The 23,340-nt window shown below is 50.5% G+C and carries 22 protein-coding genes and 1 tRNA gene; 16 read left to right on the plus strand and 7 right to left on the minus strand.

The features are described from left to right. Window positions 1–297 (plus strand): hypothetical protein (locus tag CWI69_RS11685; protein ID WP_206750269.1); only part of this gene is annotated, 297 nt, incomplete at its 5' end. A gap of 60 nt (window positions 298–357) precedes the next feature. Here the strand turns inward: CWI69_RS11685 and CWI69_RS11690 are convergent. Both CWI69_RS11690 and CWI69_RS11695 read right to left on the minus strand, forming a co-directional pair. After that, window positions 358–3,837 (minus strand): translocation/assembly module TamB domain-containing protein, encoded by a 3,480-nt coding sequence (locus tag CWI69_RS11690; protein WP_126764515.1) that lies wholly within the window; start codon window positions 3,835–3,837, stop codon window positions 358–360. Then, entirely contained in the window at window positions 3,834–5,609 is a 1,776-nt protein-coding gene (locus CWI69_RS11695) for an autotransporter assembly complex protein TamA (protein ID WP_126764516.1), read from the minus strand. The genes CWI69_RS11690 and CWI69_RS11695 overlap by 4 nt, the downstream gene beginning before the upstream one ends. A gap of 155 nt (window positions 5,610–5,764) precedes the next feature. On the opposite strand from CWI69_RS11695, the gene CWI69_RS11700 reads away from it, so the two are divergent. From CWI69_RS11700 to rimI, 3 genes are all read left to right on the plus strand, one after another. After that, window positions 5,765–5,841 (plus strand) — tRNA-Trp (locus CWI69_RS11700). Window positions 5,842–5,878: 37 nt separating this feature from the next. Further along, the gene (locus CWI69_RS11705) at window positions 5,879–6,277 is read left to right on the plus strand and encodes a hypothetical protein (RefSeq protein WP_126764517.1); all 399 of its coding nucleotides are present in this window, start codon (window positions 5,879–5,881) and stop codon (window positions 6,275–6,277) included. Further along, the gene (rimI, locus tag CWI69_RS11710) at window positions 6,270–6,704 is read left to right on the plus strand and encodes a ribosomal protein S18-alanine N-acetyltransferase (RefSeq protein WP_126764518.1); all 435 of its coding nucleotides are present in this window, start codon (window positions 6,270–6,272) and stop codon (window positions 6,702–6,704) included. Before CWI69_RS11705 ends, rimI begins: the two co-directional genes overlap by 8 nt. A 3-nt stretch (window positions 6,705–6,707) precedes the next feature. On the opposite strand, the gene CWI69_RS11715 is transcribed toward rimI, so the two are convergent. Together CWI69_RS11715 and CWI69_RS11720 are read right to left on the minus strand one after the other, a co-directional pair. After that, window positions 6,708–7,019, minus strand: a complete 312-nt coding sequence (locus CWI69_RS11715) for an ArsR/SmtB family transcription factor (protein ID WP_126764519.1) — start codon at window positions 7,017–7,019, stop codon at window positions 6,708–6,710. Between the two features lie 8 nt (window positions 7,020–7,027). Continuing rightward, entirely contained in the window at window positions 7,028–7,243 is a 216-nt protein-coding gene (locus tag CWI69_RS11720) for a YgaP family membrane protein (protein ID WP_126764520.1), read from the minus strand. 173 nt (window positions 7,244–7,416) lie between these two features. On the opposite strand from CWI69_RS11720, the gene CWI69_RS11725 reads away from it, so the two are divergent. The 5 genes from CWI69_RS11725 to deoD are packed head-to-tail and all read left to right on the plus strand — an operon-like array spanning window position 7,417 to window position 11,909. Beyond that, window positions 7,417–7,851, plus strand: a complete 435-nt coding sequence (locus CWI69_RS11725; protein ID WP_126764521.1) for a cytidine deaminase — start codon at window positions 7,417–7,419, stop codon at window positions 7,849–7,851. Continuing rightward, window positions 7,844–8,617: a deoxyribose-phosphate aldolase gene (gene deoC, locus CWI69_RS11730; protein ID WP_126764572.1), complete on the plus strand. Its 774-nt coding sequence runs from the start codon at window positions 7,844–7,846 to the stop codon at window positions 8,615–8,617. Before CWI69_RS11725 ends, deoC begins: the two co-directional genes overlap by 8 nt. After that, the gene (deoA, locus tag CWI69_RS11735; protein ID WP_126764522.1) at window positions 8,617–9,954 is read left to right on the plus strand and encodes a thymidine phosphorylase; all 1,338 of its coding nucleotides are present in this window, start codon (window positions 8,617–8,619) and stop codon (window positions 9,952–9,954) included. The genes deoC and deoA overlap by 1 nt, the downstream gene beginning before the upstream one ends. Before the next feature lie 4 nt (window positions 9,955–9,958). Next, window positions 9,959–11,185: a phosphopentomutase gene (locus CWI69_RS11740; RefSeq protein ID WP_126764523.1), complete on the plus strand. Its 1,227-nt coding sequence runs from the start codon at window positions 9,959–9,961 to the stop codon at window positions 11,183–11,185. 16 nt (window positions 11,186–11,201) lie between these two features. After that, window positions 11,202–11,909, plus strand: a complete 708-nt coding sequence (gene deoD / locus CWI69_RS11745) for a purine-nucleoside phosphorylase (RefSeq protein ID WP_126764524.1) — start codon at window positions 11,202–11,204, stop codon at window positions 11,907–11,909. 18 nt (window positions 11,910–11,927) lie between these two features. On the opposite strand, the gene CWI69_RS11750 is transcribed toward deoD, so the two are convergent. Next, window positions 11,928–14,390 carry a S8 family serine peptidase gene (locus CWI69_RS11750; protein WP_126764525.1) on the minus strand — a complete coding sequence of 821 codons (2,463 nt, stop codon included), beginning with the start codon at window positions 14,388–14,390 and terminating at the stop codon, window positions 11,928–11,930. 170 nt (window positions 14,391–14,560) lie between these two features. Between CWI69_RS11750 and prfC the strand changes: the two genes are divergently transcribed. Beyond that, complete coding sequence (gene prfC, locus CWI69_RS11755; RefSeq protein WP_126764526.1) at window positions 14,561–16,150, plus strand: peptide chain release factor 3; 1,590 nt, start codon at window positions 14,561–14,563, stop codon at window positions 16,148–16,150. Window positions 16,151–16,165: 15 nt separating this feature from the next. Beyond that, window positions 16,166–16,963, plus strand: a complete 798-nt coding sequence (locus tag CWI69_RS11760; RefSeq protein ID WP_126764527.1) for a TatD family hydrolase — start codon at window positions 16,166–16,168, stop codon at window positions 16,961–16,963. Here the strand turns inward: CWI69_RS11760 and CWI69_RS11765 are convergent. Further along, the gene (locus CWI69_RS11765) at window positions 16,923–17,486 is read right to left on the minus strand and encodes a hypothetical protein (RefSeq protein ID WP_126764528.1); all 564 of its coding nucleotides are present in this window, start codon (window positions 17,484–17,486) and stop codon (window positions 16,923–16,925) included. The two genes, CWI69_RS11760 and CWI69_RS11765, sit on opposite strands and share 41 nt — an antisense overlap. A gap of 41 nt (window positions 17,487–17,527) precedes the next feature. On the opposite strand from CWI69_RS11765, the gene serB reads away from it, so the two are divergent. From serB to CWI69_RS11790, 5 genes are read left to right on the plus strand one after another with little or no spacing between them, the layout of a single operon-like run. Beyond that, window positions 17,528–18,187 carry a phosphoserine phosphatase SerB gene (gene serB, locus CWI69_RS11770; RefSeq protein ID WP_126764529.1) on the plus strand — a complete coding sequence of 220 codons (660 nt, stop codon included), beginning with the start codon at window positions 17,528–17,530 and terminating at the stop codon, window positions 18,185–18,187. A 1-nt stretch (window position 18,188) separates the two neighbouring features. Beyond that, window positions 18,189–19,550 carry a DNA repair protein RadA gene (radA, locus tag CWI69_RS11775; RefSeq protein ID WP_126764530.1) on the plus strand — a complete coding sequence of 454 codons (1,362 nt, stop codon included), beginning with the start codon at window positions 18,189–18,191 and terminating at the stop codon, window positions 19,548–19,550. Window positions 19,551–19,552: 2 nt separating this feature from the next. Then, the gene (locus CWI69_RS11780; RefSeq protein WP_126764531.1) at window positions 19,553–20,314 is read left to right on the plus strand and encodes a substrate-binding domain-containing protein; all 762 of its coding nucleotides are present in this window, start codon (window positions 19,553–19,555) and stop codon (window positions 20,312–20,314) included. After that, window positions 20,301–21,254: a FecCD family ABC transporter permease gene (locus tag CWI69_RS11785; protein ID WP_126764532.1), complete on the plus strand. Its 954-nt coding sequence runs from the start codon at window positions 20,301–20,303 to the stop codon at window positions 21,252–21,254. Before CWI69_RS11780 ends, CWI69_RS11785 begins: the two co-directional genes overlap by 14 nt. Beyond that, a complete protein-coding gene (locus tag CWI69_RS11790) occupies window positions 21,251–22,003 on the plus strand; it encodes an ABC transporter ATP-binding protein (protein WP_126764533.1) in 753 nt (250 codons plus the stop codon). Before CWI69_RS11785 ends, CWI69_RS11790 begins: the two co-directional genes overlap by 4 nt. Here CWI69_RS11790 and CWI69_RS11795 read toward each other — a convergent pair. After that, a complete protein-coding gene (locus tag CWI69_RS11795; RefSeq protein WP_126764534.1) occupies window positions 22,000–23,328 on the minus strand; it encodes a S41 family peptidase in 1,329 nt (442 codons plus the stop codon). The genes CWI69_RS11790 and CWI69_RS11795 overlap by 4 nt on opposite strands. Window positions 23,329–23,340: the final 12 nt, after the last annotated feature.

The raw sequence follows: 23,340 nt of genomic DNA on the forward strand, positions 1-23,340 counted from the left end.
CGCTTCAGCGCCGATGGTAGTGTGGGGTTTCCCCATGTGAGAGTAGGACACCGCCAGGCTTTAATTAAGAAGAGACCCCGAGCTAACGCTCGGGGTTTTTTTATGTCTGCAGAACAGCAAAAGCGTTATTCGCTATTGGATATCAGTTATTGGATTAAACCAAAAAACAAAAGCGTTATTCGCTATTGGATATTAGTTATTGGATTAAACCAAAAACCAAAAACGCTGTTCGCTGTTGGTTTAAACGAAGAGCGAACAGCGAACAGCCAACAACGCTCTCGCTCTTCCAATAACTAGTATCCAATAACCAACATCGCTCTTGCTCTTCCAATAACCACCAACGCTTTTGTCTTTAACTCATCGTTCGAAGGTATAGAAAATATCGCCGCCTTGCGCCTGACTGCTGGTCATCGTCTCGATCAAAAGGCGCTCAGTTAACTGATAACGAACCATAAAGGTATTTGTACTATCAAGAAGGCCTATACCATATTTAACGTACAGTTTTGGTGAAAGGTACTTACCAACGTAAAAGGAGGTCTCGCGGGTTCCGGAATCGGAATCAAGACCAAATTCATCAAAGCCAAAAGTATCCTGTAATGATTCGCCAATAGCTTCTGTCCCTTTTGCGCCTAACATCAGCAACGCTTGTAGCTGCAAATCATTTGAGCTAGGAGAGGAAGCAGATTGCATGCTGCGACCGAGTATCAAATAAGATAATACTTCTGAATCCGGCATCGCTGGTGTGGAAAACAGCCTAAAGTCTGGTTCAATCAGTGTCCCGCCTACCTGGGCACCAACGGTAATGTTTCTTGCTGCGGCGCCATTTTCTATTTCCCGCTGTACTCTTAAGCTGAGACCCGGATTGCTGATGGTGCCACCGTTATAGATAAATGAGCCCCGGCTTATCGGAAGCTCCTGACCGTAGAGTGTATAAAGGCCTTCGGTAACGTTGATACTCCCAACCGCTGTTAATGGGCGGCGGGGTTGTTCGACGAGTTCCAGACTTCCCGACAGCTTACCTTCAAATCCATAGGCGTTAACACTAACGTTGTTACTTAAATTAACCCGTACGGCGGCCTGTACCTGAATACCGCCAAGGTTATTGCTTGTCGCAGATACCTGCTCGCCATTGCGCGTAATGACGACATCTGGGGAACGGCTCACCGCATTATCAAACTCAGGCGCGGTGATCGTGGCAAAGGGCACGTCGACGGTGCCGGCAATATCGATAAGCTGATCTTTGAAAAAGATTCGTAAGTCTGGGCTAATATCAACGGTCGCTGTGGGCAATTGTAGTGCTCGAAAGTTCTGGCCTTCAATAGCCAAATACGCCTCTTGCTCCAGAGGCATCGCAACGCCTTCTATTAGTAACCAGCCTTTATCTCCGGAACGCGCCTGACCACGAATTTCAAGTTCTTCTTCGGTTTCTGGATTATCAATCAGCGCCAGTCTAACCTCTTTGAATACCAGATTGGTTTGCGCGAAACCGACAGTTTCTGCAAACACTTCCATATCCCCTTGCAGTTGTGGCTTCGCCAGCGTCCCGTTAAGTGTCAACGATGCCGTAGCTTTACCGCCTTCGTACCTGAGACCAGGAATAACCCAATCCAACATCGCTAGGTCATCCAAAAGAAAGATTAGCGAACCTTCAATATTCTGTTCTCCGTACAGCTCCGATAGCCCGAAGTCGCCAATCAGACCACCCTGGTTGTCAGTGAGTGTTCCAGTTAGCGTTGCGTTAATAGCGTTTGCATCACCTTTTGCTTCAAGTTCCCAGTATTCAAGCCGGGTACTTGTTTCCTGATCGAGCGCGAAGAAAACCGTATCGCTGCTACTTAAGGTCGTACTGAAATCGACCAGTTTAAAACTGTCGCGGTTAAGCTTCGCCTCAGCTTGCAGCTGAATGCGTCCGGAAATACGTTGTGCAACATCCTCCTCGCGGAACCGATTGAGTAGCCTAAGGGATAACTCTTCACCTTTCAGCTCTAAGAACAGATGTTCCTGATCAGATGTCAGTGTTTGACAAAATGAACCTAAACGGCCTTGATCGTGACTCAGGCAAATTGTCTCCGACTGGATCTGCCAATGGCTGGCAAGTTGCTTAATTTCTACTGCACGAGGCGCTGTTATTGACCAGCTGTCCAGACTCTCGGTGGCTATCTCTAGTTCACTTATGAGTATCTGAAAGTTTTCGAGCTGATCGTCAGCACTCAGATCGAAATTTAAAGTCAGGCGTTCCAGTTCCGTAAGTTCAGCCGGCATGCCGGGAAGCTCTTGCAGTTCATCCACCACCAATTGACCACTAAGCTGCTTGTCACCGGCAGTACTTCCATTTAGTACTACTCGCGATTTACCTACGCCAAGAGTGAGATTGTCTGCACTTATTTCTTCGCCAGTCACAAGCAATCCACCGGCGACCTCTATTGCACTAGATTGGTCATTATCAGCTATTAGCGCTGTGCCACTGCTGATATCCAGGCGCATTGCGAATTCCGGTTGCCAGGCAACACTGGCAGTAGCAGCGAACTCAAAATCATTGCTGGTAGCTTCGAGTTTCTCCAGTGTTATTTCCTGCAAAGTGCCCGATCCACTGGCATCGAGCGTAGTAAGCTGTGCACTGGCATCAACATCCGCCTCAGGCATTTGATAAGAGATCTGATTCTCAATAGCAAACTGATAGCGTGTCGGGGTTCCATTTACTTCGGCCTTCCCCTTCACTATCGACACGCTGTTGGCGGCTAATGCTTCTGCAAACGGAGCCAGTGCCAGATTGCTATAGCTCGCTATTACATCGAAATCCGATGATGCGTAATCCGGCGAGAAGTTATTGTGTTGCCAGCTGCCATTTAAGCTGAGGGTACCGTTTTTTACGCCCAAGCCGGTAAACTCAAGCTCTGTCAGTTCTATCACTTCGGTGGTCACTGTTACGCTACCTGCAAGCATCGTCGATGCGTTAATGAATTCCTGCAGTTGTGGTGCGTAGCGTTTAACCTGATCGTCAAACAATTGTATGGGCAGCTTCTGCAGTTGCAGATTGGCGGACCACTGGAGATCGCTTAAAGGGTCCGTGACGGTTGCCGTTAAGCGCTGGGGCGTCATTCCATCAGCACTGAACTCACTACTTAGCTCTATGGGCGTTGCTATTAATGCTCCTTCAATCTCAGCCGTCCCATTTATAGTATTGATGCCGACGGCATCCTGTTTAACTTGCCATTGGTAATCGGCTTGCAGAGCAAAGGGGTAATCCTGCACAGTGGTGATTTGCCCGTTTCCGCGCAGGAAAGAGTCATTGTATGAAAGAACAAGTTGGTTAAATTCTAACCTGCCGTCCTGCCAGTCAAGTTGCGCAACGAGTTCTGTTACTAAAAGTTGGGGTTGTTCAGCGTCAGGCCCGCTTAACCGTGCCTCCGTCACGCGAAACTCATCAATACTGACCGCGAAAGGTAAACGCAAAGTCGGTAGTTCAATTTCGTCTTGTTTCTGGGCTATCTCGCTCGATGGTTTAGGGCTTAAACGTAAACCGGTCAATGTCAGGCTGTCGATTGCTATTTGATTATCAAGCAGTGCCAGAGGCTGCCAATTCAGCTCAGCGGTTGCAAGTTCAATTGTAATGGCAGGGGTCTCAACTGTTATATCGCCAAGTTGCAGTCCATCCAACAGACGGCCGTCGAAACTCTGATAAACCACCCTTACATCTGATTGCTCCAGATTTAGTTTAAGGGCATAGTCCACTACCCATTTCGATCCCGTTGTGGTGCCAACCAGAAGAAAAGCCAAAGTAGGAATCAAAATGAACAGTCCAACAATGGTTATCGCCAGACCTTTGAGCCATCTCATAAATCGGGTCCTATGGTTAAGTGGAGGCGCCACGGCCGATCAGGTTCGTCAATGGCTTGCGCTACATCAAGCCGAACCGGACCAATAGGGGATAACCAACGTGCACCAATACCTACGGTCTGACGCCAGGGCATAGTCCACTCCATACCGGTATTACCGAAGTCGGAAAACAAGGCAACCCGCCAGTTCGGTGCGACCAGATAATCAACTTCAGCACTCGCAACCCCTAAATAGCGCCCGCCGACGACAACACCCTCAGCATTGGTTGGACCGAGCTGCTGATAGGCGTAGCCACGCACACTGTGATCGCCACCTGCATAAAACCGTAATGATGGTGATAGCTCGTTAAAATCGGAGGTGGTAATTGCGCCAACCTCACCACGCATAAGTAAGCGCCACTTAGGGCTAAACGAATAAACCGCTTTCGCACTCAGCGACAAAGACAGAAAGCTAGCGTCAGAGAGCACTGAATCACTTGCGCCCTGCAGACGTGCACTAAGTCGATAGCCATTATCAATCAGATTACGGTTATCACTGTCGACCTCGGTAGATACCAAACTAAACTCAGCGCTAGGCACAAAGAAAGCTGACGTTTTCCGTTCTGCGCTGCCGAAGCGATAGTCCTCACTTTGATAGGCCAGCTGATAGGTGCGTTGCCATGAGTCGTAATGACGCGTGTCACGCACACTTGTCCGGTAAAGTGTTGAATCAATGTCTTCATAAGTACGGTCGAGAATTTCACCTGTTATGCTGTATTGATCCCGCGCCGGGTTTTTACCCGGAATGATGTAGTCTACAAAGCCGGTATTCTGCACCTCTGATAAGCGCAAAATACTACTCAAACGGTGACCACGATCATTCACCCACCGACGGTCAAAACCCAGCGTCAGCCGCGCGCCGGTATCTGTGCCATAGCCCGGCCCGATCTGATAATAGTCCCGTTTGTTGGGTGTCAGGCGCACTGAAACGGGAACACGGTGTTCTTCTGCCTGCCGCCAGAGTGGTGCGACCTCGACGCTCTCAAAATAATCACTGCCCGCCAGAGCGACCTGCAAATCCAATAAATCTCTGGTATGAAAGCTATCACCCTCGGAAAAATGAAAATAGCGCCGCAAAAAATCTTCGTTCAAGTTGCTGCAACAAACGGATACCTCGCCGAACTGGTAGCGTTTGCCGCTATCAAAGTGCAACACAATGGTAGCGGTTTGCTCACTAAGTTCGACCCGGATCTTCTGCTCTGTAAACTGTGCATCATAGTAACCGCGTTCAGCGGCGAGACTGCGCAGCATACTCTTGCTGCGTTCATATTCAGTATGGTGTAAAGCCTGACCCTCTTTTAGCGGCAGGTCGCGGCGTAGTCGATGAAAGGCATCATCTTGTTTGGCGGCACCGCTTAACTGATAATCAATGGTAGCTATGCTGGTGGTTGGGCCGGGATTAATCGAGTAGCTAACAGTGGTCGTTTCAGCGTCGAAAATAATTTCGTGACTGACCTCGCTGTGGTAATAACCGAAAGGCTCCAGTGCATGTTGAATCGACGTGTTGCCGCGTCGGGCCAGGTAGCGCAAACGGAAAGATGCAGGGGTCGGTTTACCATTGTACTGCAAGAGCTCGAGGTAGCTGCGTACGTTTTCAGCAAGTACGCCATCGACGCCTTCAAACACGACTTTTAAAGTCGTGGCGTTACGTTGGGGTTGTTGAGCAACAACCGTCTGGTTGAGTCCACAAGCCATCAATACTATCAGCAGCCATGCAATCCGGCTCAATGTCATCCTTTCCTACCTTATTCAGTGCTGAAACTGGATGTTAATTAGAGTATATCAAAGCAAATCAGATAAATCGGTGAAAAAAACCGCAAGCGACTCGTAAAGTTCTATAAAACACTTGCCAGCTTGTAAGGTGCCAGTATAATTCGGGTCTACGTTGCAGGGGTGTAGTTCCAATTGGTAGAACAGCGGTCTCCAAAACCGACGGTTGGGGGTTCGAATCCCTCCACCCCTGCCACTTCCAAGTTTCTCCGAAATTGATTAAGCTGGTCTGCATGAACGACGCAACGAAATCATCGACAGCAGACTCCTCCGCTCAGCTCTGGAACAATTCCCAGCTCGAAGCTCTGGCTGCGCTCAATTTACCGCAGTGGCACAAGACTGCCGTGACGACTGCCGAGGCATCTGCTGGCGAGACAACCTACTTTTATAAGCTACAGGACTGGATCCTGTCCTGTCCTGTACCAATCCCGGTGACAGTACAAAGTTGGCATCGCGATGTCTTTCGTACTTTGGCTCCGGATAGTCAGCAACGACCGACAGAGATTTCAGCCTCAATTGCAGAGCGCACCGAGGGTGTGAAATTCTTGGAGCTTCCTGAACTCACTATGCCGGAACTTGATGCTGCGCAAAAACGTGATTTGTGGCTGCGCATCTGTAACAGCGATGATTAAACGCATTACCAGTTACCATCCTGAACTCTATTCAATTGAACGTCTGAGCCATGTTTCGCCCTGGAGCGAAGGCGTGTTACAGAGCTGTTTTACCGAAAATTACCAAATCTACGGATGGTTTTCTGCGGCAGGAATCCTGCAGGGATTCTGTGTTATACAGCAGGTCTGCGATGAGTTTACTTTAATGAACATTACCGTAGCGCCGGCCTATCAGGGGCAGGGCATTGGTGGTCAGCTTTTGCGTTACGTACAAGCGCTGGCGGCGCAGCATCGCGCTAAGCTTTGGCTGGAAGTTCGGGCTTCTAATGCCGCGGCTTTACACTTGTATGAAAAACAGGGTTTTTCTGAAGTCGGGCGCCGGCCAAGCTATTACCCACGCGGTGATGAGCGTGAGGATGCTGTGATTATGAGCTGGCAGGCTGTGTGACTATCAGTAGTCAGGACAGAATTTCGTCTTCAACAACTGCATGAACTTCAGCGTATCCGGATCCTTAATAGAGTAGAAAATGGTCTGCGCCTCTTTTCTAAACTTCACCAGATCTTGTTGTCGCAATACTGCCAGATGTTGTGAAAACGCTGACGCACTTAATGGAAAATGCTGATTCAATGCTCCAACGCTCTGTTCGCCCCCGGCAAGGTGGCAGAGAATTTGCAGACGATGCTCGTTCGCAATGGAGCGCAAGAAGGTTGCTGCATTTTGCGCTTCCTCTTGTTGCATTTCTTCAATTGTCAGGGTTGTCATAATGCGTCCTATCTTGAGTTCGCGAGTTCTCGTTCAGTTTTTAATCCAAAAAGCTTACGCAATGCAATACTTGCAGGACAAAAACCTGTAAATGACTGTTGAAACAGGTTGGCTCCGACAAATACCGTCAACCAAATAAAGTTTGGGTGTACCCAAACAGTTAATGCGACCGACAATAGTACCATAAACCCAGCAAAAGCTGTTAGCGCACGTTCAAGACTCATAAAACCTCCAAATTAAGTGTAAGCTAATTTAGGTGTGGCTAAATAACAATAATAGTTGTCAGCAATTTTGTCCAGATTTTTATGTGGAATGCGAAGTCGCATTGACGGCCATCACTTGGCTTAAAGTTCCTAAAAGAGTAAGCTGTCCTGCCATAGAACAAGAATGCAACAGTATGAATAACACAATCGAACAGGTGGAATTTCTCCGACAACGGGCGAAACAAGCGAGCCAAAACGCTTACGCGCCTTATAGTCAGTTTCCAGTTGGCGCAGCAGTTTTGATGCGTAATGGCGATGTCGTCATTGGATGTAATGTTGAAAATGTTTCGTACGGCCTATCCAATTGTGCTGAGCGAACCGCTATTTTTAGTGCCATTGCGCAAGGTTATCGGGCTGAGGATATGGAAGCCGTTTTCATCTATACCCCAGGCGCAAAGGCTTATGCTCCCTGTGGTGCTTGTCGGCAGGTACTCGCTGAATTTTTACCGGCTGATACTAAGGTTTCTTCGACCAGCGATGATCAGTCGCGACAATGGCGCGTAGCGGAACTTCTGCCTGATGCATTTGAATTTGATAGCAACGCCTACCGGAACCTGAGTGATGATTGAGCAAACAACAGCAGCTAAGCTCGCTATCCAGCTAATGGATTTAACCTCGTTAAATTTGCAGGATACGCCCGCAACCATAACTTCACTCTGTGAAAGCGCCGCAACTCCATTTGGCAGCCCTGCAGCGTTATGTGTTTATCCGGAACATGTCGTATGGGCTCGCCATGAGTGCAAACGGCTAGGCCTGACAACCATTAACATCGCTACAGTAACAAACTTTCCTGGCGGTTATGAGGACGTTCAGCGGGCGGCAGAGGAAACTGAGCGCGCGGTTTATGCTGGTGCTGATGAAATCGATGTGGTTTTCCCCTATAAAGCGTTTTTGGCAGGCAACAAAGAGCTTGCCAAGCGGCTGGTAACAACCTGCAAGCAGGTAACTGGCCAGGCGCGGCTTAAAGTTATACTTGAAACTGGAGTACTGGAACAACCAGAGCTTATCCGCGAGGCAAGCTATCTGGCAATTGAGTCAGGTGCTGACTTTATAAAAACTTCTACCGGCAAAGTGGCCATAAACGCGACGCTTCCGGCCGCTCGTGAAATGTTAACTGCGATTGCCGAAACCGGCGGTAAATGTGGCTTCAAAGCTGCGGGTGGGGTGCGTACAGCCGCTGACGCGCAAGGCTATTTGCAACTTGCGGAAGAGCTGCTTGGCCGCAATTATTTGAGCCCGGAAACTTTCAGGTTTGGTGCCAGCGGATTGTTGGCAAACCTCCAATCGATGCTTGCAGGCGATCAGCCTGCCAATCAATCAGGGACGAGTTATTGATGTTTTTACCTCAGGAAATCATTCGTAAGAAACGCGACGGCGGCGCACTTAGTCGTGCCGAGATCGAGTTTTTCGTAAAAGGTCTGACGGACCAGTCTATTTCTGAAAGCCAAATCTCGGCACTCGCCATGGCCATATTTTTTCAGGGCATGAGCATGGATGAACGTGTTCACCTGACCGAAGCAATGCGCGATTCGGGGCAAGTGCTGCAATGGCAAGATCTTAAGCTGGATGGTCCGGTACTCGATAAACATTCGACTGGCGGTGTCGGTGATGTAGTAAGCCTGATGCTGGGCCCAATTATCGCGGCTTGTGGTGGTTACGTGCCAATGATCTCCGGGCGCGGGCTGGGGCATACCGGCGGTACACTGGATAAAATGAACGCCATACCAAATTATCAGACCTTACCTACCGACAAACAGTTTCGACAGGTTGTAGCGGACGTGGGAGTCGCTATTATTGGACAAACGGGGAGCCTGGCTCCGGCGGACAAACGCTTCTATGCAACCCGGGATGTGACGGCGACGGTTGAGTCGATTCCCTTGATTACCGCTTCAATTCTATCGAAAAAATTAGCAGCAGGACTTGATGGTCTGGTGCTGGATGTTAAAGCAGGTAATGGTGCGATTATGCCAACCGAGCAGGCCGCAGAAGAGCTGGCCAGCAGTCTGGTGAAAGTCTCGCAAGGCGCGGGCCTGGCCACCAGCGCGTTAATTACCGACATGAATCAGGTGCTATCGTTTTCTGCCGGCAATGCTGTCGAAGTGCGCGAAGCAATACGTTATTTACGCGGTGATTTGCGTGCGCCCCGCTTGCATCAGGTCACTGTGGCTCTGGCAGCTGAGATGTTGGTGTTGGGAAAACTCGCGGAAAGTTTAACAACAGCAGAAGCACTGGTTGAGAAAGTACTTGCCAACGGAACTGCCGCAGAGAAGTTCGCGCAAATGGTACACGCCCTTGACGGACCTGGGGATATTCTTGAGAACTACCAGCAGCATTTACCATTAGCGAAGGTTGCGGCACCGATCTATGCTTCTGCAGAGCAGCTAACGGCGGGTCCCTGGGTGTCGCATATTGATACTCGACAAGTCGGTATGGCGGTTGTAGCGTTAGGCGGAGGCCGTCGACGCAGCGAGGATGAACTGGATTACAGTGTTGGATTAGACGAAATTGTTGGCTTAGGTACTAAAGTGGATGAACAAACACCGCTTGCCATGGTCTTGGCAGCGGATGAAGCGAGTTGGCAGGCAGCAGCAGAAACCGTTCGCGAAGCCTTTAGTTTTAGTAGCCAGCGATCTGAGCTTCCACCGGCGGTGTATCAACGCATAGGAGAATAGCGAGATGGCACGCGTTGTGGTTATGGTACTGGATTCATTTGGAGTCGGTGCAGCGGATGATGCTGCGAAATTTGACGATCTGGGCGCGGATACCTTCGGCCACATTGCCGAGCTGTGCGCAGCTGGTACGGCTGACGAGGGCCGCAGCGGCGCACTTTATGTGCCCAACCTGGTCAATCTTGGACTTGCCGAAATCAGTAAAGGCGCAACCGGTCGTTATCCTGATGGTATTAAGCCAATCGCCGACCCTGTGGGTCGTTATGGTTGGGCGCAGGAGCTTTCTTCGGGAAAAGATACTCCCTCAGGTCACTGGGAAATGGCGGGGGTACCGGTATTATTTGACTGGGGCTATTTTTTAGAAAAAGAGAATTCGTTTCCCCCTGAGTTACTGCAGCAGATGGTTGAGCAGATGGAGTTACCTGGTTATCTTGGCAACTGCCACGCGTCTGGTACTGAGATTATTGAACTGCTTGGCGAGGAGCACTGTGCATCGGGCAAGCCCATTGTCTACACATCAGCGGACTCGGTGTTTCAGGTTGCATGCCATGAAGAGTCTTTTGGCCTCGAAAAACTTTATCAGTTATGTAAATGCATGCGCGAATTACTCGAGCCCTATAACATCGGGCGTGTGATCGCGCGGCCCTTTGTTGGCAATAAAAAAGACGGTTTCAAGCGCACCGCCAATCGCCGCGATTATGCCGTTCCACCGCCAGCGCCAACAGTATTAGATAAACTAAAAGATGCCGGGGGTGAGGTTATTAGTATTGGCAAGATAGCCGATATTTTCGCTCACAGCGGGATTACCAAAGCGCACAAAGCTGATGGACTGGAGGCGTTGGTCGCCAAGACGCTCGAAGTGATAAAGCAAGCACCTGACCGAAGCTTGATTTTCACCAACCTGGTCGATTTCGACACGTTGTATGGTCACCGTCGTGACGTGGCAGGCTATGCCAGAGCTTTGGAAACTTTCGATACTTTGCTGCCGGATGTGATGGCGGCACTGGGGGAAGACGACCTGCTTATTCTCAGCGCAGATCATGGCTGTGATCCCACCTGGGAGGGTACCGATCATACCCGCGAATTTGTGCCGGTCATGATGTATGGCAAGAACTTACCTGCAACCGCGTTAGGTAAAAGGGAAACCTTTGCTGATATAGGTCAAAGTATTGCTGAGCTGCTCGAGCTTGAAGCCATGGAATATGGTACTTCTATGCTCCCGCAAAAATTCTGAGGCAAGGACGAACATTTTGACAACCCCTCATATCAACGCCCCGCGAGATGCTTTTGCAGCGACCTGCTTATTACCCGGCGATCCGTTGCGCGCAAAATTCATCGCCGAAACCTTTCTTGAAGATGTTACCTGCGTAACCAGTGTCAGGAATATGTTGGGTTTTACCGGACACTATAAGGGACAACCCATCTCCGTTATGGGTACCGGCATGGGGATGCCATCCTGTGTTCTTTACAGCACCGAATTGATGGAATTCTATGGTGTGCAACGTTTGGTGCGAGTTGGCAGCTGTGGTGCGGTTGAGCCGTCCCTGCGACTCAATGATATTGTTATAGCACACGCTGCAAGTACGGACTCGAATATGAACCGTAAGCATTTCGCAGGAATGGACTATAGTGCGGCCGCCTCGCCGAGGCTTTTGCAGCGCGTACTTAATTATGTTGATCAGCAGAAGGCTAATGTCGCGGTGGGGCAGATTTTCTCTACCGATAATTTTTATTCTGCGCCTGTGGAGCAACTGAAACTTCTGCAAGCGATGGGAATTATTGCGGTGGAAATGGAAGCCGCGGGTTTGTATGCTGCTGCGGCGAAATATAAAGCGCAGGCTTTAACTGTGTTAACAGTGTCGGATAGTTTGGTTACTGATGAGCATTTAGACGCTGCTGCGCGAGAAGCTGGCTTCTCTCAGATGATCGAATTGACCTTAGATGCGCTGGTGAGTTAACTCACCAGCGCTACCATCCTAGTTACCGATTCTTGGCAACAAAAGACTTAAGTCACGGGCGAGTTCAGCCCGGGATACGGTTTTCTCCGGACCAAAGGTTGCAGTTAATTCAGGGGTTAGATCAAACGGGCCTTGCACCACATTAAGTTCCACTTGTGCGATGCCCAGGTTAATGGCTAATTGCACATAGCCACGCATATCAGCAGGAATGTCAAAGCTATCCTCGAGCTCAATAATTTGATCAAACCGGTTAACCTGAATCGGTTGCTCTGGATCAAAACTCGTAGCAAGTTGTTGAAGTCCCAATGCCTGAACCAGTGCAAAAGCTACTTCGACCCGTGAAACCTGGTCATTTGCGCCGAAAAAGCGATCTGACTCCGCTGTCACAAGTGCTGCGGCCTTATCCGCACCGGCCAGAAGCACCCCATCTTCCGAAGTTGCTGCGTTGGCAAATGCTGTGCTCTCTTCACCAATATCTACATACAGCGGGGTAGAACCAAGCTGCGACTGACGCAGTAAACCACTAAGTGATAAAGCATCGGCAAACTCAAGCTTTGTCACTGCAGCGTCAGGTGAGAACCCTGTTGCACGGGCATCCATCAAACGCTCATTTATTGCTAGCTCGACAAAAGCTCGCGCGGGATGGTTAAGGGTGTCGTCTATTCCTGTCACACCGGCTGACTCGACGGTCCGGATTGACACCTCGGTCGGAAGGGGCAGACCAATACCGTTCGTTATACCTAATGGGTCAAGTGATAATCCGCTGACCGAACCAATGCCGCGGGCATAAACTTTCCAGGTTCCCGGCACAGCCGGTGCTGTTACACCGACGGAAGAACCAAGTACCGGCAAACCGATGCCTGAGCCGTATTGATTACCTTGCGGGTCTTCAAGAACAAAAGCCGTACCTGACTCGATTTGCGCACTGGCAAGCACCAGGGTTGCGTTGTCATCGACGACAAATGTTTCACTTGCGGTGGTACCGACTGGGAAATACTCTACCGTACGGGTGAAGCTGTCACCTTCTGAAAGTTGAACATTAGCGTTAAACGAGCGGTTTTGCTTAACCGTGTCACCGAAGGTATCGACCCCATCTACTGCCGCTTTCACTGCTGCGTGAGCGTTGATGTAGCCAGCGCCTGACTCCCACGAATCACGGCCAGGCATTACGGTTGCGGTGTCCTGAATGATTTGTTTAACCTGCTGCCATTGCAGATCTGGGTTTGCTTCAAGCATCAGCGCGACGACCCCGGAAACATGCGGCGCGGCCATCGAGGTACCACTCGAAATAGTATAATAAGCGAGTTGTTCCGGCGGAATTTCCTCCGAATCTTGCTGCGCACTTAACCCACCCAGACTAGAGAGCGATGCGCGAGCTGATATAATATCAACACCCGGCGCAGTTATGGTCGGACGGTCTTGCCAGGTATAGATTTCGCCATCAACTTCAGTTTGCCCGGATTTTCTATCGACGCCACGAGAACTGAAGTCAGCAAGCTTACCGCTTTTATCGCCAGCGGCGACAGTAATAACCCACGGCGCTTTCTTGAAGTTACCGGTAATGGTGGACTCACCGGGTCCCGAATTACCGGCTGAAAAGACTGTTATAACACCGTTATCAGCGAGCTTCTTAGTGGCAACGTTGGTTGGGTCGTCAGGATTAAAATCAGTGCCGACATCACCGGTATTACCAAAAGAGTTAGAGATAACGCGAATATTGTAGGTGAACTGATTATGCAGGGCGTAATCAAAACCGCCCAGAGTGTCCAGAATGAAAAGTCCGGCGCCAGAACCGTAGCCAATTAACGAGGCTCCCGGTGCTACTCCAGTATGTTCACCCTTGCTCATACTGCCGCTGCCTCCGACGGTGCCGGCAACATGTGTGCCGTGACCACCTAGGACATCAGTATTGGCCACGTTCTCCTGATAAGTAATAGGCAGCATGCCGCTTAAGCTATTGAGATTGACTTGCGCCAGAACATTCTGCACCACATGTTGCGGATACATTAGGTCACTATGTGTGCCATCAACGCCTGAATCGTTGATCACGACACCAATGCCACGGCCAGAGAAAGGAATACCATTGTTCCGCAAGTCCGGGTCGGCACGAAGATTTTGCACGCCAGTTATCGCGGTCGCATCACCGTTTTCTAATGATAACGGGTCGTTATGCCAGACCGAACGGACATCATCGCGCTGATAAATCGTTTCAATTTGTTCGCGTGTGGCTAGCACACCTGCGATTGGCAGCTCCTTAAGCACTACACCGTTAAGACCGAGTTGCTCAAGAAATGCGACCTGGCTTGGGGTCGGCGCTTCCGATTGCTCAAAGGTGACAATAACAGAGTGAAGTGTAGCAGCGTCCGCCGCGTTAACGATGGCGCGTAAGTCTGGGTCAAAGGTTTTCGCCATTCCCACACCAGTTGATAATGAAAACGCAAGAGCGAGTGTCAGACTCGAAAGTTTGGTTTTATTCATCATGATTGCAGTCCTGTGTTGATTGTTTGAATTAGCGCAATCAGACTGCCACGTTATTTGGAACTGAATATATAGGGGTAAACCCCCGTTTTTTGGTTTTGTAAAAGGCGGGTTACTGGTGTTTTTTGGCTGGATCAGCGACAATGCGCGGATAGCTGAGAAGGAAAGAATTGATGTCGCAATCTGCAATCGCAAAAGAAGTCGCTAAGCGTCGAACCTTTGCCATTATCTCGCACCCTGATGCGGGTAAAACTACCATTACTGAGAAAGTCCTGTTGCACGGTCAGCGTCTGCAGAAAGCAGGGACGGTGAAAGGTAAAAAATCAGGCCAGCACGCTAAATCTGACTGGATGGAAATGGAAAAAGAACGTGGTATCTCGGTCACCACGTCGGTCATGCAGTTTCCTTACCGGGAGGCGTTGGTTAACCTGCTTGATACCCCGGGACACGAAGATTTCTCCGAAGATACGTATCGGACGCTAACTGCGGTGGACTCCTGTTTGATGGTCATTGACGGCGCCAAAGGTGTCGAGGATCGCACCATCAAGCTAATGGAAGTTACACGTCTGCGGGATACTCCGATCATTACCTTCATGAATAAACTGGATCGCGATATTCGCGATCCGCTTGAGTTGCTTGATGAAGTTGAGAACGTTCTAAAAATCATGTGTGCACCTATTACCTGGCCCATTGGCTCCGGCAAAAATTTTAAGGGTGTCTACCATTTACTCAACGACGAAGTGATTCTCTACAAAACCGGGCAAGGGCACCGGATTCAGGAGCGCCAAGTTATCAAAGGGCTCGATAACCCCGAACTTGATACTCGCTTAGGAGATTATGCTGCCGAGTTGCGTGAGCAGATTGAACTGGTACAGGGCGCCTCGAACGAGTTTGACCTTGAGCTGTTTCTCGCTGGTGAGTTAACGCCGGTTTATTTCGGTACCGCGCTGGGTAACTTTGGTGTCGATCACATGTTGGATGGTTTAGTGCAGTGGGCACCACGACCGCTGGCGCGCGAAACCGATACGGGCGAGGCCATTGCCGCCGCATCGCCTGAATTTTCAGGCTTTATTTTTAAGATCCAGGCCAATATGGATCCGCGTCATCGTGACCGCGTAGCTTTTATGCGCATCGTCTCTGGTAAGTACGAGAAAGGCATGAAAATGCATCAGGTACGCTTAGGAAAGGATGTGCGTATTGCTGATGCGTTAACCTTCCTGGCCGGCGATCGCGAGCATGTGGAAGAAGCCTATCCAGGCGACATTATCGGTCTGCATAACCACGGTACAATTCAGATTGGTGATACCTTTACCGCTGGTGCAAAGTTTAAATTCAGTGGTATTCCTAATTTCGCACCAGAGTTATTCCGTCGTATTCGTCTGAAAGATCCGCTTAAGCAAAAACAGCTGTTGAAAGGTCTGGTCCAACTCTCAGAAGAAGGTGCGGTACAAGTATTTCGTCCTTTGACCAACAATGACTTGATTGTCGGCGCAGTCGGCGTACTGCAGTTCGACGTGGTGGTTCATCGACTCAAATCTGAATACAACGTGGACGCTGTATACGAGAACATCAACGTCGCTACCGCCCGTTGGGTTACATCTGATAGCGAGCGCAAGCTCGATGAGTTTCAGCGCAAGGCCGAGGTGAATTTAGCTTTTGATGGTGGTGATAATCTGACTTATATCGCGCCGACAATGGTGAACCTGAGCCTTGCCGCAGAGCGCTATCCAGACATTGAATTTCATCATACGCGAGAACATTGATCCGCAGGAGCTCATATGGATAACAACCTCTTCGACAGTCATTGCCATTTAGATTTTGAGGCCTTTGATGACGACCGGGAAGAGGTTGTTAAGCGCGCTTATGATAAAGGGATAAGAGCCATTTTTATCCCGGGCACACGGCGTGATACACCGCGTATACGCGAAAGTAAGATTGCTGATGTTGACCTCTACTATGCGGTTGGCTTACATCCTTACTTTATTGATGAGCATAACGTCGAGGATGTCGACTGGGTAGAGCAACAATTGCAGCAGCACTCTGACTATTGGGTGGGTGAAATTGGACTCGACCAGACCTGCGAGAATTGGGACAAGCAGTGTGAACTGTTCGAGCAGCAGGTGAAGTTAGCGGTTAAATACCAGCGGCCGCTGATTTTACACCATCGTAAATCGCAAAATGATTTATTGCATTGCCTAAAACCTTACCTCGATGACTTGCCCCAGCATAAGGGGATTCTGCATGCCTTCAGTGGCAGTAGCGAACAGGCGCAAGACTGGGTGAGCAAAGGCTTTAAGCTGGGGGTTGGCGGCACTATAACTTACAGCCGCGCAAAGAAAACCAGAGCTGCAGTGCGAGAGGTCTCACTCGACGCGCTGGTACTGGAAACTGACGCGCCGGATATGCCGGTATGTGGTTATCAGGGCGAACGTAATGAGCCATGTCATGTGGCGGATGTTATTGCCGCACTCGCTGAGTTACGTGAAGAAAGTTTCCAGGATATTGCTAAACAGCTGTGGCAGACCAGTCGCCAACTTATTCCTTCGGCCGCAACCGACGATAACGCCACTTGTTAAAGGTCAGGGTTACCAGCACACCGGCCAACACAGCAAAAAACAGCAGGAACTGGCCGTAGTAGCTTAGATACTGATGAACTGACAGAGGCTCGGCGAGCAGCATCGGCTGGTTAATGGCGATATGCAGGTAGCCGTGGATAAGTTGCTCTTCGCGAATTTCTTCAACCAGCACGAAAGCTTTATCGCTGCGCTCGACAATGGGATCAGCACTGACGATGGGACGACCGTAGCTGTCGTATATGGCACTGTAGTCGATGAGCGGGTGGCGGGATAAGTTTGTGACTAAGCTTTGTAATTTAGCTTCGTCATTATCGATAAGCCAATAGCGAGCTTCATTAGCAGCTTGTTTCGCCGTAAGTTCGACTAATTGCTGGCTATGCGACTGCAAGTCCGCCAAACTCGTCTCTTGCATCGTACTCCAAAGGTTTTCGATCAAGATAATGAGCAGCACGGCGACCAGCAGTCGTCGTCCACGGCGATAGACAAGCTTGATGATATTGATAACATGTTGTGCTGTGGTCATAACAAAACTATACGCTGAGCAACCCTGGAAGAGCAACAAGAATGGTAAACATCGACGCTCCTGGCATCGTTCTATTTGATATGGATTCTACACTCATTACCATTGAGTGTATCGATGAACTTGCGGCATTAGTAGGTCAAAAAGAGCAAGTAAGTGCTGTAACCGAAGCTGCAATGCGCGGCGAGCTTGATTTTGCCGCAAGCTTACGTGCCCGTGTGGCGCTGCTTAAAGGAGTAAACGAGCAACAGTTGCAGCAGCTTTTGGCGCCTATCCCGTTTTCACGCGGCGCCGAAGCTCTGGTGCGCTGGCTCCATCAGCGCGGCTGGCGTGCCGCAGTTGTTTCCGGCGGCTTCACCTGGTTCAGCGAAAAAATTGCCGCTGCATTACAGCTCGATGCGCATAAAGCTAATGAGTTACAGTGGCGCGACGGATTGCTTACCGGCCAGGTGATTGAACCGGTGGTCGATGCACAAAGTAAAGCCGATTACCTGCGAACGCTTGCCACACGCTGGCAAATCCCTATGACCAATACTATCGCCGTGGGCGATGGTGCAAATGATCGGGACATGCTGGAAGCCGCTGGCATGGGCGTTGCCTATTGTGCTAAGCCGGCGTTACGCGAGGTGGCTGACTGGTGTATCGAGCAACCTGATCTAATGCAACTCGCAGATTATTTAGCAGCACTTAACGAGACCAATTAACATGGCAAAAGCAAAAACAGCGTACGTGTGTAATGAGTGCGGAGCCGACTTTGTGCGTTGGCTGGGACAATGTACCGAGTGTAAAGCATGGAATTCATTGACTGAGGTACGGCTAGCCAGTGCTAAAACAGCGAGTGTCGAGCGGCGCGGATTCGCGGGTGCAACACAGGCTAAAGTACAAACCCTGGGCGAAGTTGATTTACAGGATCTCCCGCGCTTTAGCAGCACCTACAACGAATTTGACCGGGTACTTGGCGGCGGGATTGTGCCGGGCTCAGCCATTCTCATTGGTGGTTCGCCCGGGGCAGGTAAGAGTACCTTGTTACTGCAAACCATGTGTCAGCTTGCAGCACAAATGAAAGCGCTCTATGTCACCGGTGAAGAGTCGCTACAGCAAGTTGCCCTGAGAGCCCAACGCTTAGGACTGCCCACCGACCAGTTGCGAATGCTGGCGGAAACCTCGGTTGAGACAATTTGTGACCTGGCGGACAAAGAGCAACCCAGAGTAATGGTGATAGACTCAATTCAGGTGATGCACCTTGCTGACATTCAGTCTGCCCCAGGTAGTGTTTCGCAGGTTCGCGAGGCGGCTGCGTACCTTACCCGCTATGCCAAGAACAGAGGTGTCGCCATTTTTATGGTTGGCCATGTAACTAAAGACGGTTCACTTGCCGGACCCAAGGTTCTGGAACATTGTATCGATGCCTCCATTTTGCTTGAGGGCACCGCGGATTCGCGCTTCAGGACATTACGCGGCAATAAAAACCGCTTTGGCCCCGCCAACGAGCTCGGGGTGTTCGCCATGACAGGGCAGGGTCTGAAAGAAGTTAGCAATCCATCAGCGATCTTTTTACAGCGCGGTGAAGAGCACGGTAATGGCTCGGTGGTTATGGTCATCTGGGAAGGCACCCGGCCATTATTGGTTGAGTTGCAGGCGCTGGTCGATGCCAGCCAACTGGCAAACCCGCGCCGGGTAGCGGTAGGCACGGAGGCGACACGGCTGGCCATGTTACTGGCTGTGCTGCACCGTCATGGAGGGTTGCACATGTCGGACCAAGATGTCTTCGTAAATGTCGTCGGTGGAGTAAGGGTGACAGAAACCGGAGCGGATTTGGCGTTATTGCTGGCAATTGTTTCCAGCTTCCGGGAGCAGCCATTGCCGCGGGATCTCATCGTCTTTGGTGAAGTCGGTTTGGCAGGTGAGATTCGGCCGGTGCAAAATGGTCAGGCACGCCTGAACGAAGCAGCAAAACACGGCTTTACCCGCGCGATTGTCCCTGCAGGCAACCGACCAAAAGAAGCGATTGGGGGCATGCAGGTGACGGTAGTGAAAAACTTACAGCAAGCGCTAGAGGCTATTTAGCGGTGATGCACTGGCTGGCGCTGAGTCTGATTCTTGGGAGCTTTACAGCGGCTCCTGACAATCAGCGTCTGGTGAGCATTAATCCCTGCTTTGATAGCTGGTTGCCGCAATGGGTCGACGACAGCTGGCAAGTAATTCCGTCCACCGCGCATGGCAATCGCTTAGAGCAGATCATTGCATTGGCACCCGAACGTGTGGTTGCCGGCAGCTTTGTTGGTCGCCAGTTGCGTTTGGCGGTGCAGGAGCACACGCAGTTGACCACCATGCCTTATGTCGCTAATTGGCAAGACTGGCGTGCTGCGGTACTTGAGTTGGGCACACAGCTCGGGCAACGGCACCACGCAAAAGCCTGGCTAACTCAGCAAGAACGCGTACTGCATGATCTTCAACTCAGCGAGCTGGGTGAAACCTTAGTGCTGATGCCAAATGGTTTTACCTGGGGTCAACAAAGCTGGATTTATCAGTTACTGGAACGGCAGGGCGTCGACCTTTCGCCGCTATCAGGCACAAAAGACTTAGTGCGACTTAGTCTGGAAGAGGTTCTGCAGAGCAACCCGGACACAGTTATTTTAGAGGGTTTCTCTGATCGTTATGCGCGGGCTCACGACTGGCTCTGGCACGACGGATTGCAGGACTGGTTAGCGCACCGGCGGGTGCTTGAAGTCAACGGTAACGTCAGTAGCTGCGCTGACATTCGTGCTGTGGAGTACCTGCAAATTTTGCACAAGGGGTTGGTCGAGGGGGCAGCCTATGCGCCGCTATAGTTTACTGCTGTGCCTGGTTTGTGCCGTGTTACTTATTTTACATGTGTTAATGGGTAGCAGCGGCTGGGGCTATCAGTATCTCGGCGATGCTGCCAGTGTCATCGTATTTGATATCCGCTTACCGCGGGCGGTATTAGCCATGTTGAACGGGATGGCGTTGGGCGTGGCTGGCGCAGTGCTGCAAGTGATGTTCCGTAATCCATTAGCTGAACCCGGCATTACCGGCGTGGCCGGTGGTAGTGCATTGGCCATCGTTTTGGTGCTGTACACGGGATTAAGTTTACCGGTAAACGGCCTTTTGCCATTGGTGGGCATGCTGGGCGGCTTGTTAAGCTTATTAGCGTTGTGGTTAATTGCTGGCGGCCATACCAGTGGTTTGCGCCTTATTCTGGCAGGGGTCGCCGTTGCTTCCTTTTGTGGTGCGTTATTGGCGCTGGTGCTTAACCTGGCGCCGAACCCATTTGCTTATCTGGAATGGAGCTTGTGGTTATTGGGTTCCGTGGCAAATCGCGGCTGGGAGCAGGTCTATTTGCTGGTACCGAGTATGATTCTGGCATTTAGTGTTCTGACCTGGCAGCGAAACTTTATAAATGCCCACATCTTTGATCCTCATACCCTCGCAAGCCTTGGTTTTCGCCAGAACTGGTCAGCATGGTGGGTATTGGCGGCAGTTACTTTACTGATTTCAGCTTCAGTGGTGACCGCTGGGGTGATTAGTTTTATCGGACTGCTGGCTCCGCACCTGGCACGGTTGCTTGGTGAGCATCGGCCACCACAGCTGATGCTGTTGAGCGGCCTTGGTGGCGGCGCTTTGTTACTGGTGATCGATGGCATCGTTAAATTGGTTCCAACTACTGTCGAATTACAACTGGGAGTGGTCGCCGCCTTTATTGGCGCGCCCTGGTTGGTATATTTACTGATGAGGCAAGCGCGACTATGAGCCTGAAGGTAACGCATTTAGCTTATCAGGAACGTCTTCAGAAGGTCAGTTTTGCGGCGCAGCCAGGTGAGCTCGTGGGCATTCTGGGGGCCAACGGCGCCGGGAAAAGTACGCTATTGCAGTTGCTCTGTGGACTATTAAAACCTACCGCCGGAGCCGTGACCTTCGCTGGCAGTGAGATAAGTCAAATGAGTGCCTTAGCGCAGCGACAATTGTTGGGTTATCTGCCGCAGGCGCCACATGCCGAAGCAGCTATTAGTGTTGAGCATTTTCTCCGTGCAGGAATGGTAAATCTTCAACTCAGGTCACCTGAATCCGAGCTACAACGGGTGGTGCAGACGTTAAGGATTGAAACTCTACTCGCCCGAGGTGTACATCAGCTATCAGGGGGCGAGCAACGTCGTGTGCATATCGCTCGGGCGCTACTTGGTGACCAGCCGTGGCTGATTTGCGATGAACCAACAGCGAGCCTTGATCTTTACTATCAACTGCAAGTGATGGAGATTCTGCGAGAGCAAGCAGGGCAAGGCAAGTTAGTGACCGTTGCTATGCACGACCTTGGGCTGGCTGCGCGTTACTGTGATCGTCTGCTGCTTCTGGATGGCGGCGAGTTGTTAGCACAAGGTGCGCCGGCAGCGGTTCTTTCTGATGCGAATCTCGCGCAAGCATACAAAATCAAGGCGCGCTGGCTCTGTACAGAAGATGGTGTGACCTTACTACCAAGTTTACTGACGGATGCCGAATCTTAGTGTTCGCTTGCCCATTGCTCGAGTAACGGATGAGCCCTCTCATTGGGTTGACGGACGTTTTGCGTCGTTGCTGATCCAGACGCCCTGCAGCTGTTGTTGGCAATATAGTATTTGGCTTCATCTAACAAGGGGTCACCGCTGGCGCCCCAATCACCCACTAAAATGTCACTGGCGGTACAGTCTGCCGGGATACCATCGAAATACCGGCCTTCGCCGTCGGCATTCACAGTCTCAAAGTTGATGACGAAGCTGCGTTTATCGCAAAATGGATCAGGCGATTGACCAACGGGCTTGCCACAGGTTGCCTGGCCGATGACCACAACATCGATGAAAGGTTTTAGTCCGTTAATAATCAGTTCTGAAGAAGAGCAGCTGGATGCTGTGGTGAGTACGAATACCCGATTAAGATCTAGCTGTTGCACACCTTCAATGAGTTCGAACAAGGAGCTGTAATTATTCTCGCTGTTTTTATCGTTGAAGCGTAAGGATACGAACGTATGACCGATGACATTGTTACCAGCCGCCTGAGTAGCGGCTTGATTGGCGTAACGAATCAAGCCACCGCCATTGTAGCGAACGTCAATGACCAGATCGTCTACGCCGGCAAAAGCATTGTAAGCTTCATTCAAATCCTCACCGGTGCGGCCAATAAAACTGTTTAACACATAATAGCCAACTTCGCGGTCACCGAGCTGGAAACGCTCGGTGGCCAGAACAGTATTGGTTTCTACTTCGACTTTACTCAAAACTTCGGTAAATTCGCTACCATCGGGGCGGCGCCAGCTGAACTCTACAGTGACGCCAACATCGGCAGAACCTAAAGCTTGGTTGTAGTTACCACTGGCGATTAACGAGGCTACTGCAACGCCGTCGATGGCGATAATTTCATCGGCGCGTCTCATGCCAGCTTGTGCAGCCGGAGATGCATCGAAAACATAATTTATAAGAACCTGACTACCAACTATCCGGGTCGAAAAGCCGAAGCCAATGTATTCGGCATTGACGAATCTGTCCTGGTATTCCTGCTCAGTCAAAATGTAACTGAAACGGTCGTTGTCACTGCGGATAGCGTCGAGAAGCGTATAGACAGATGAATAATTGTCGAGATCGACCGAACTCGGAATGTCTTCGTACCAGAAATAATTTTCTCTCATGTAATCGAGGAAATACCGCTTTTGGTCAGCTACTGAGCAGCTGGCACCGCCCTCATCGCCGCCACCAACTGGGCTGGTATCGCTGCCGCCACCGCCACAACTTATCAGTAGCGCTGACATCATTAACAGTACTATTTTCTTGGCTGGGGCTAGTGGAATGCGGGAAAGCATAGGATTACCTCG

The sequence above is a fragment of the Pseudidiomarina halophila genome, from assembly GCF_003987215.1.
GTDB classification, from domain to species: Bacteria; Pseudomonadota; Gammaproteobacteria; order Enterobacterales; family Alteromonadaceae; genus Pseudidiomarina; species Pseudidiomarina halophila.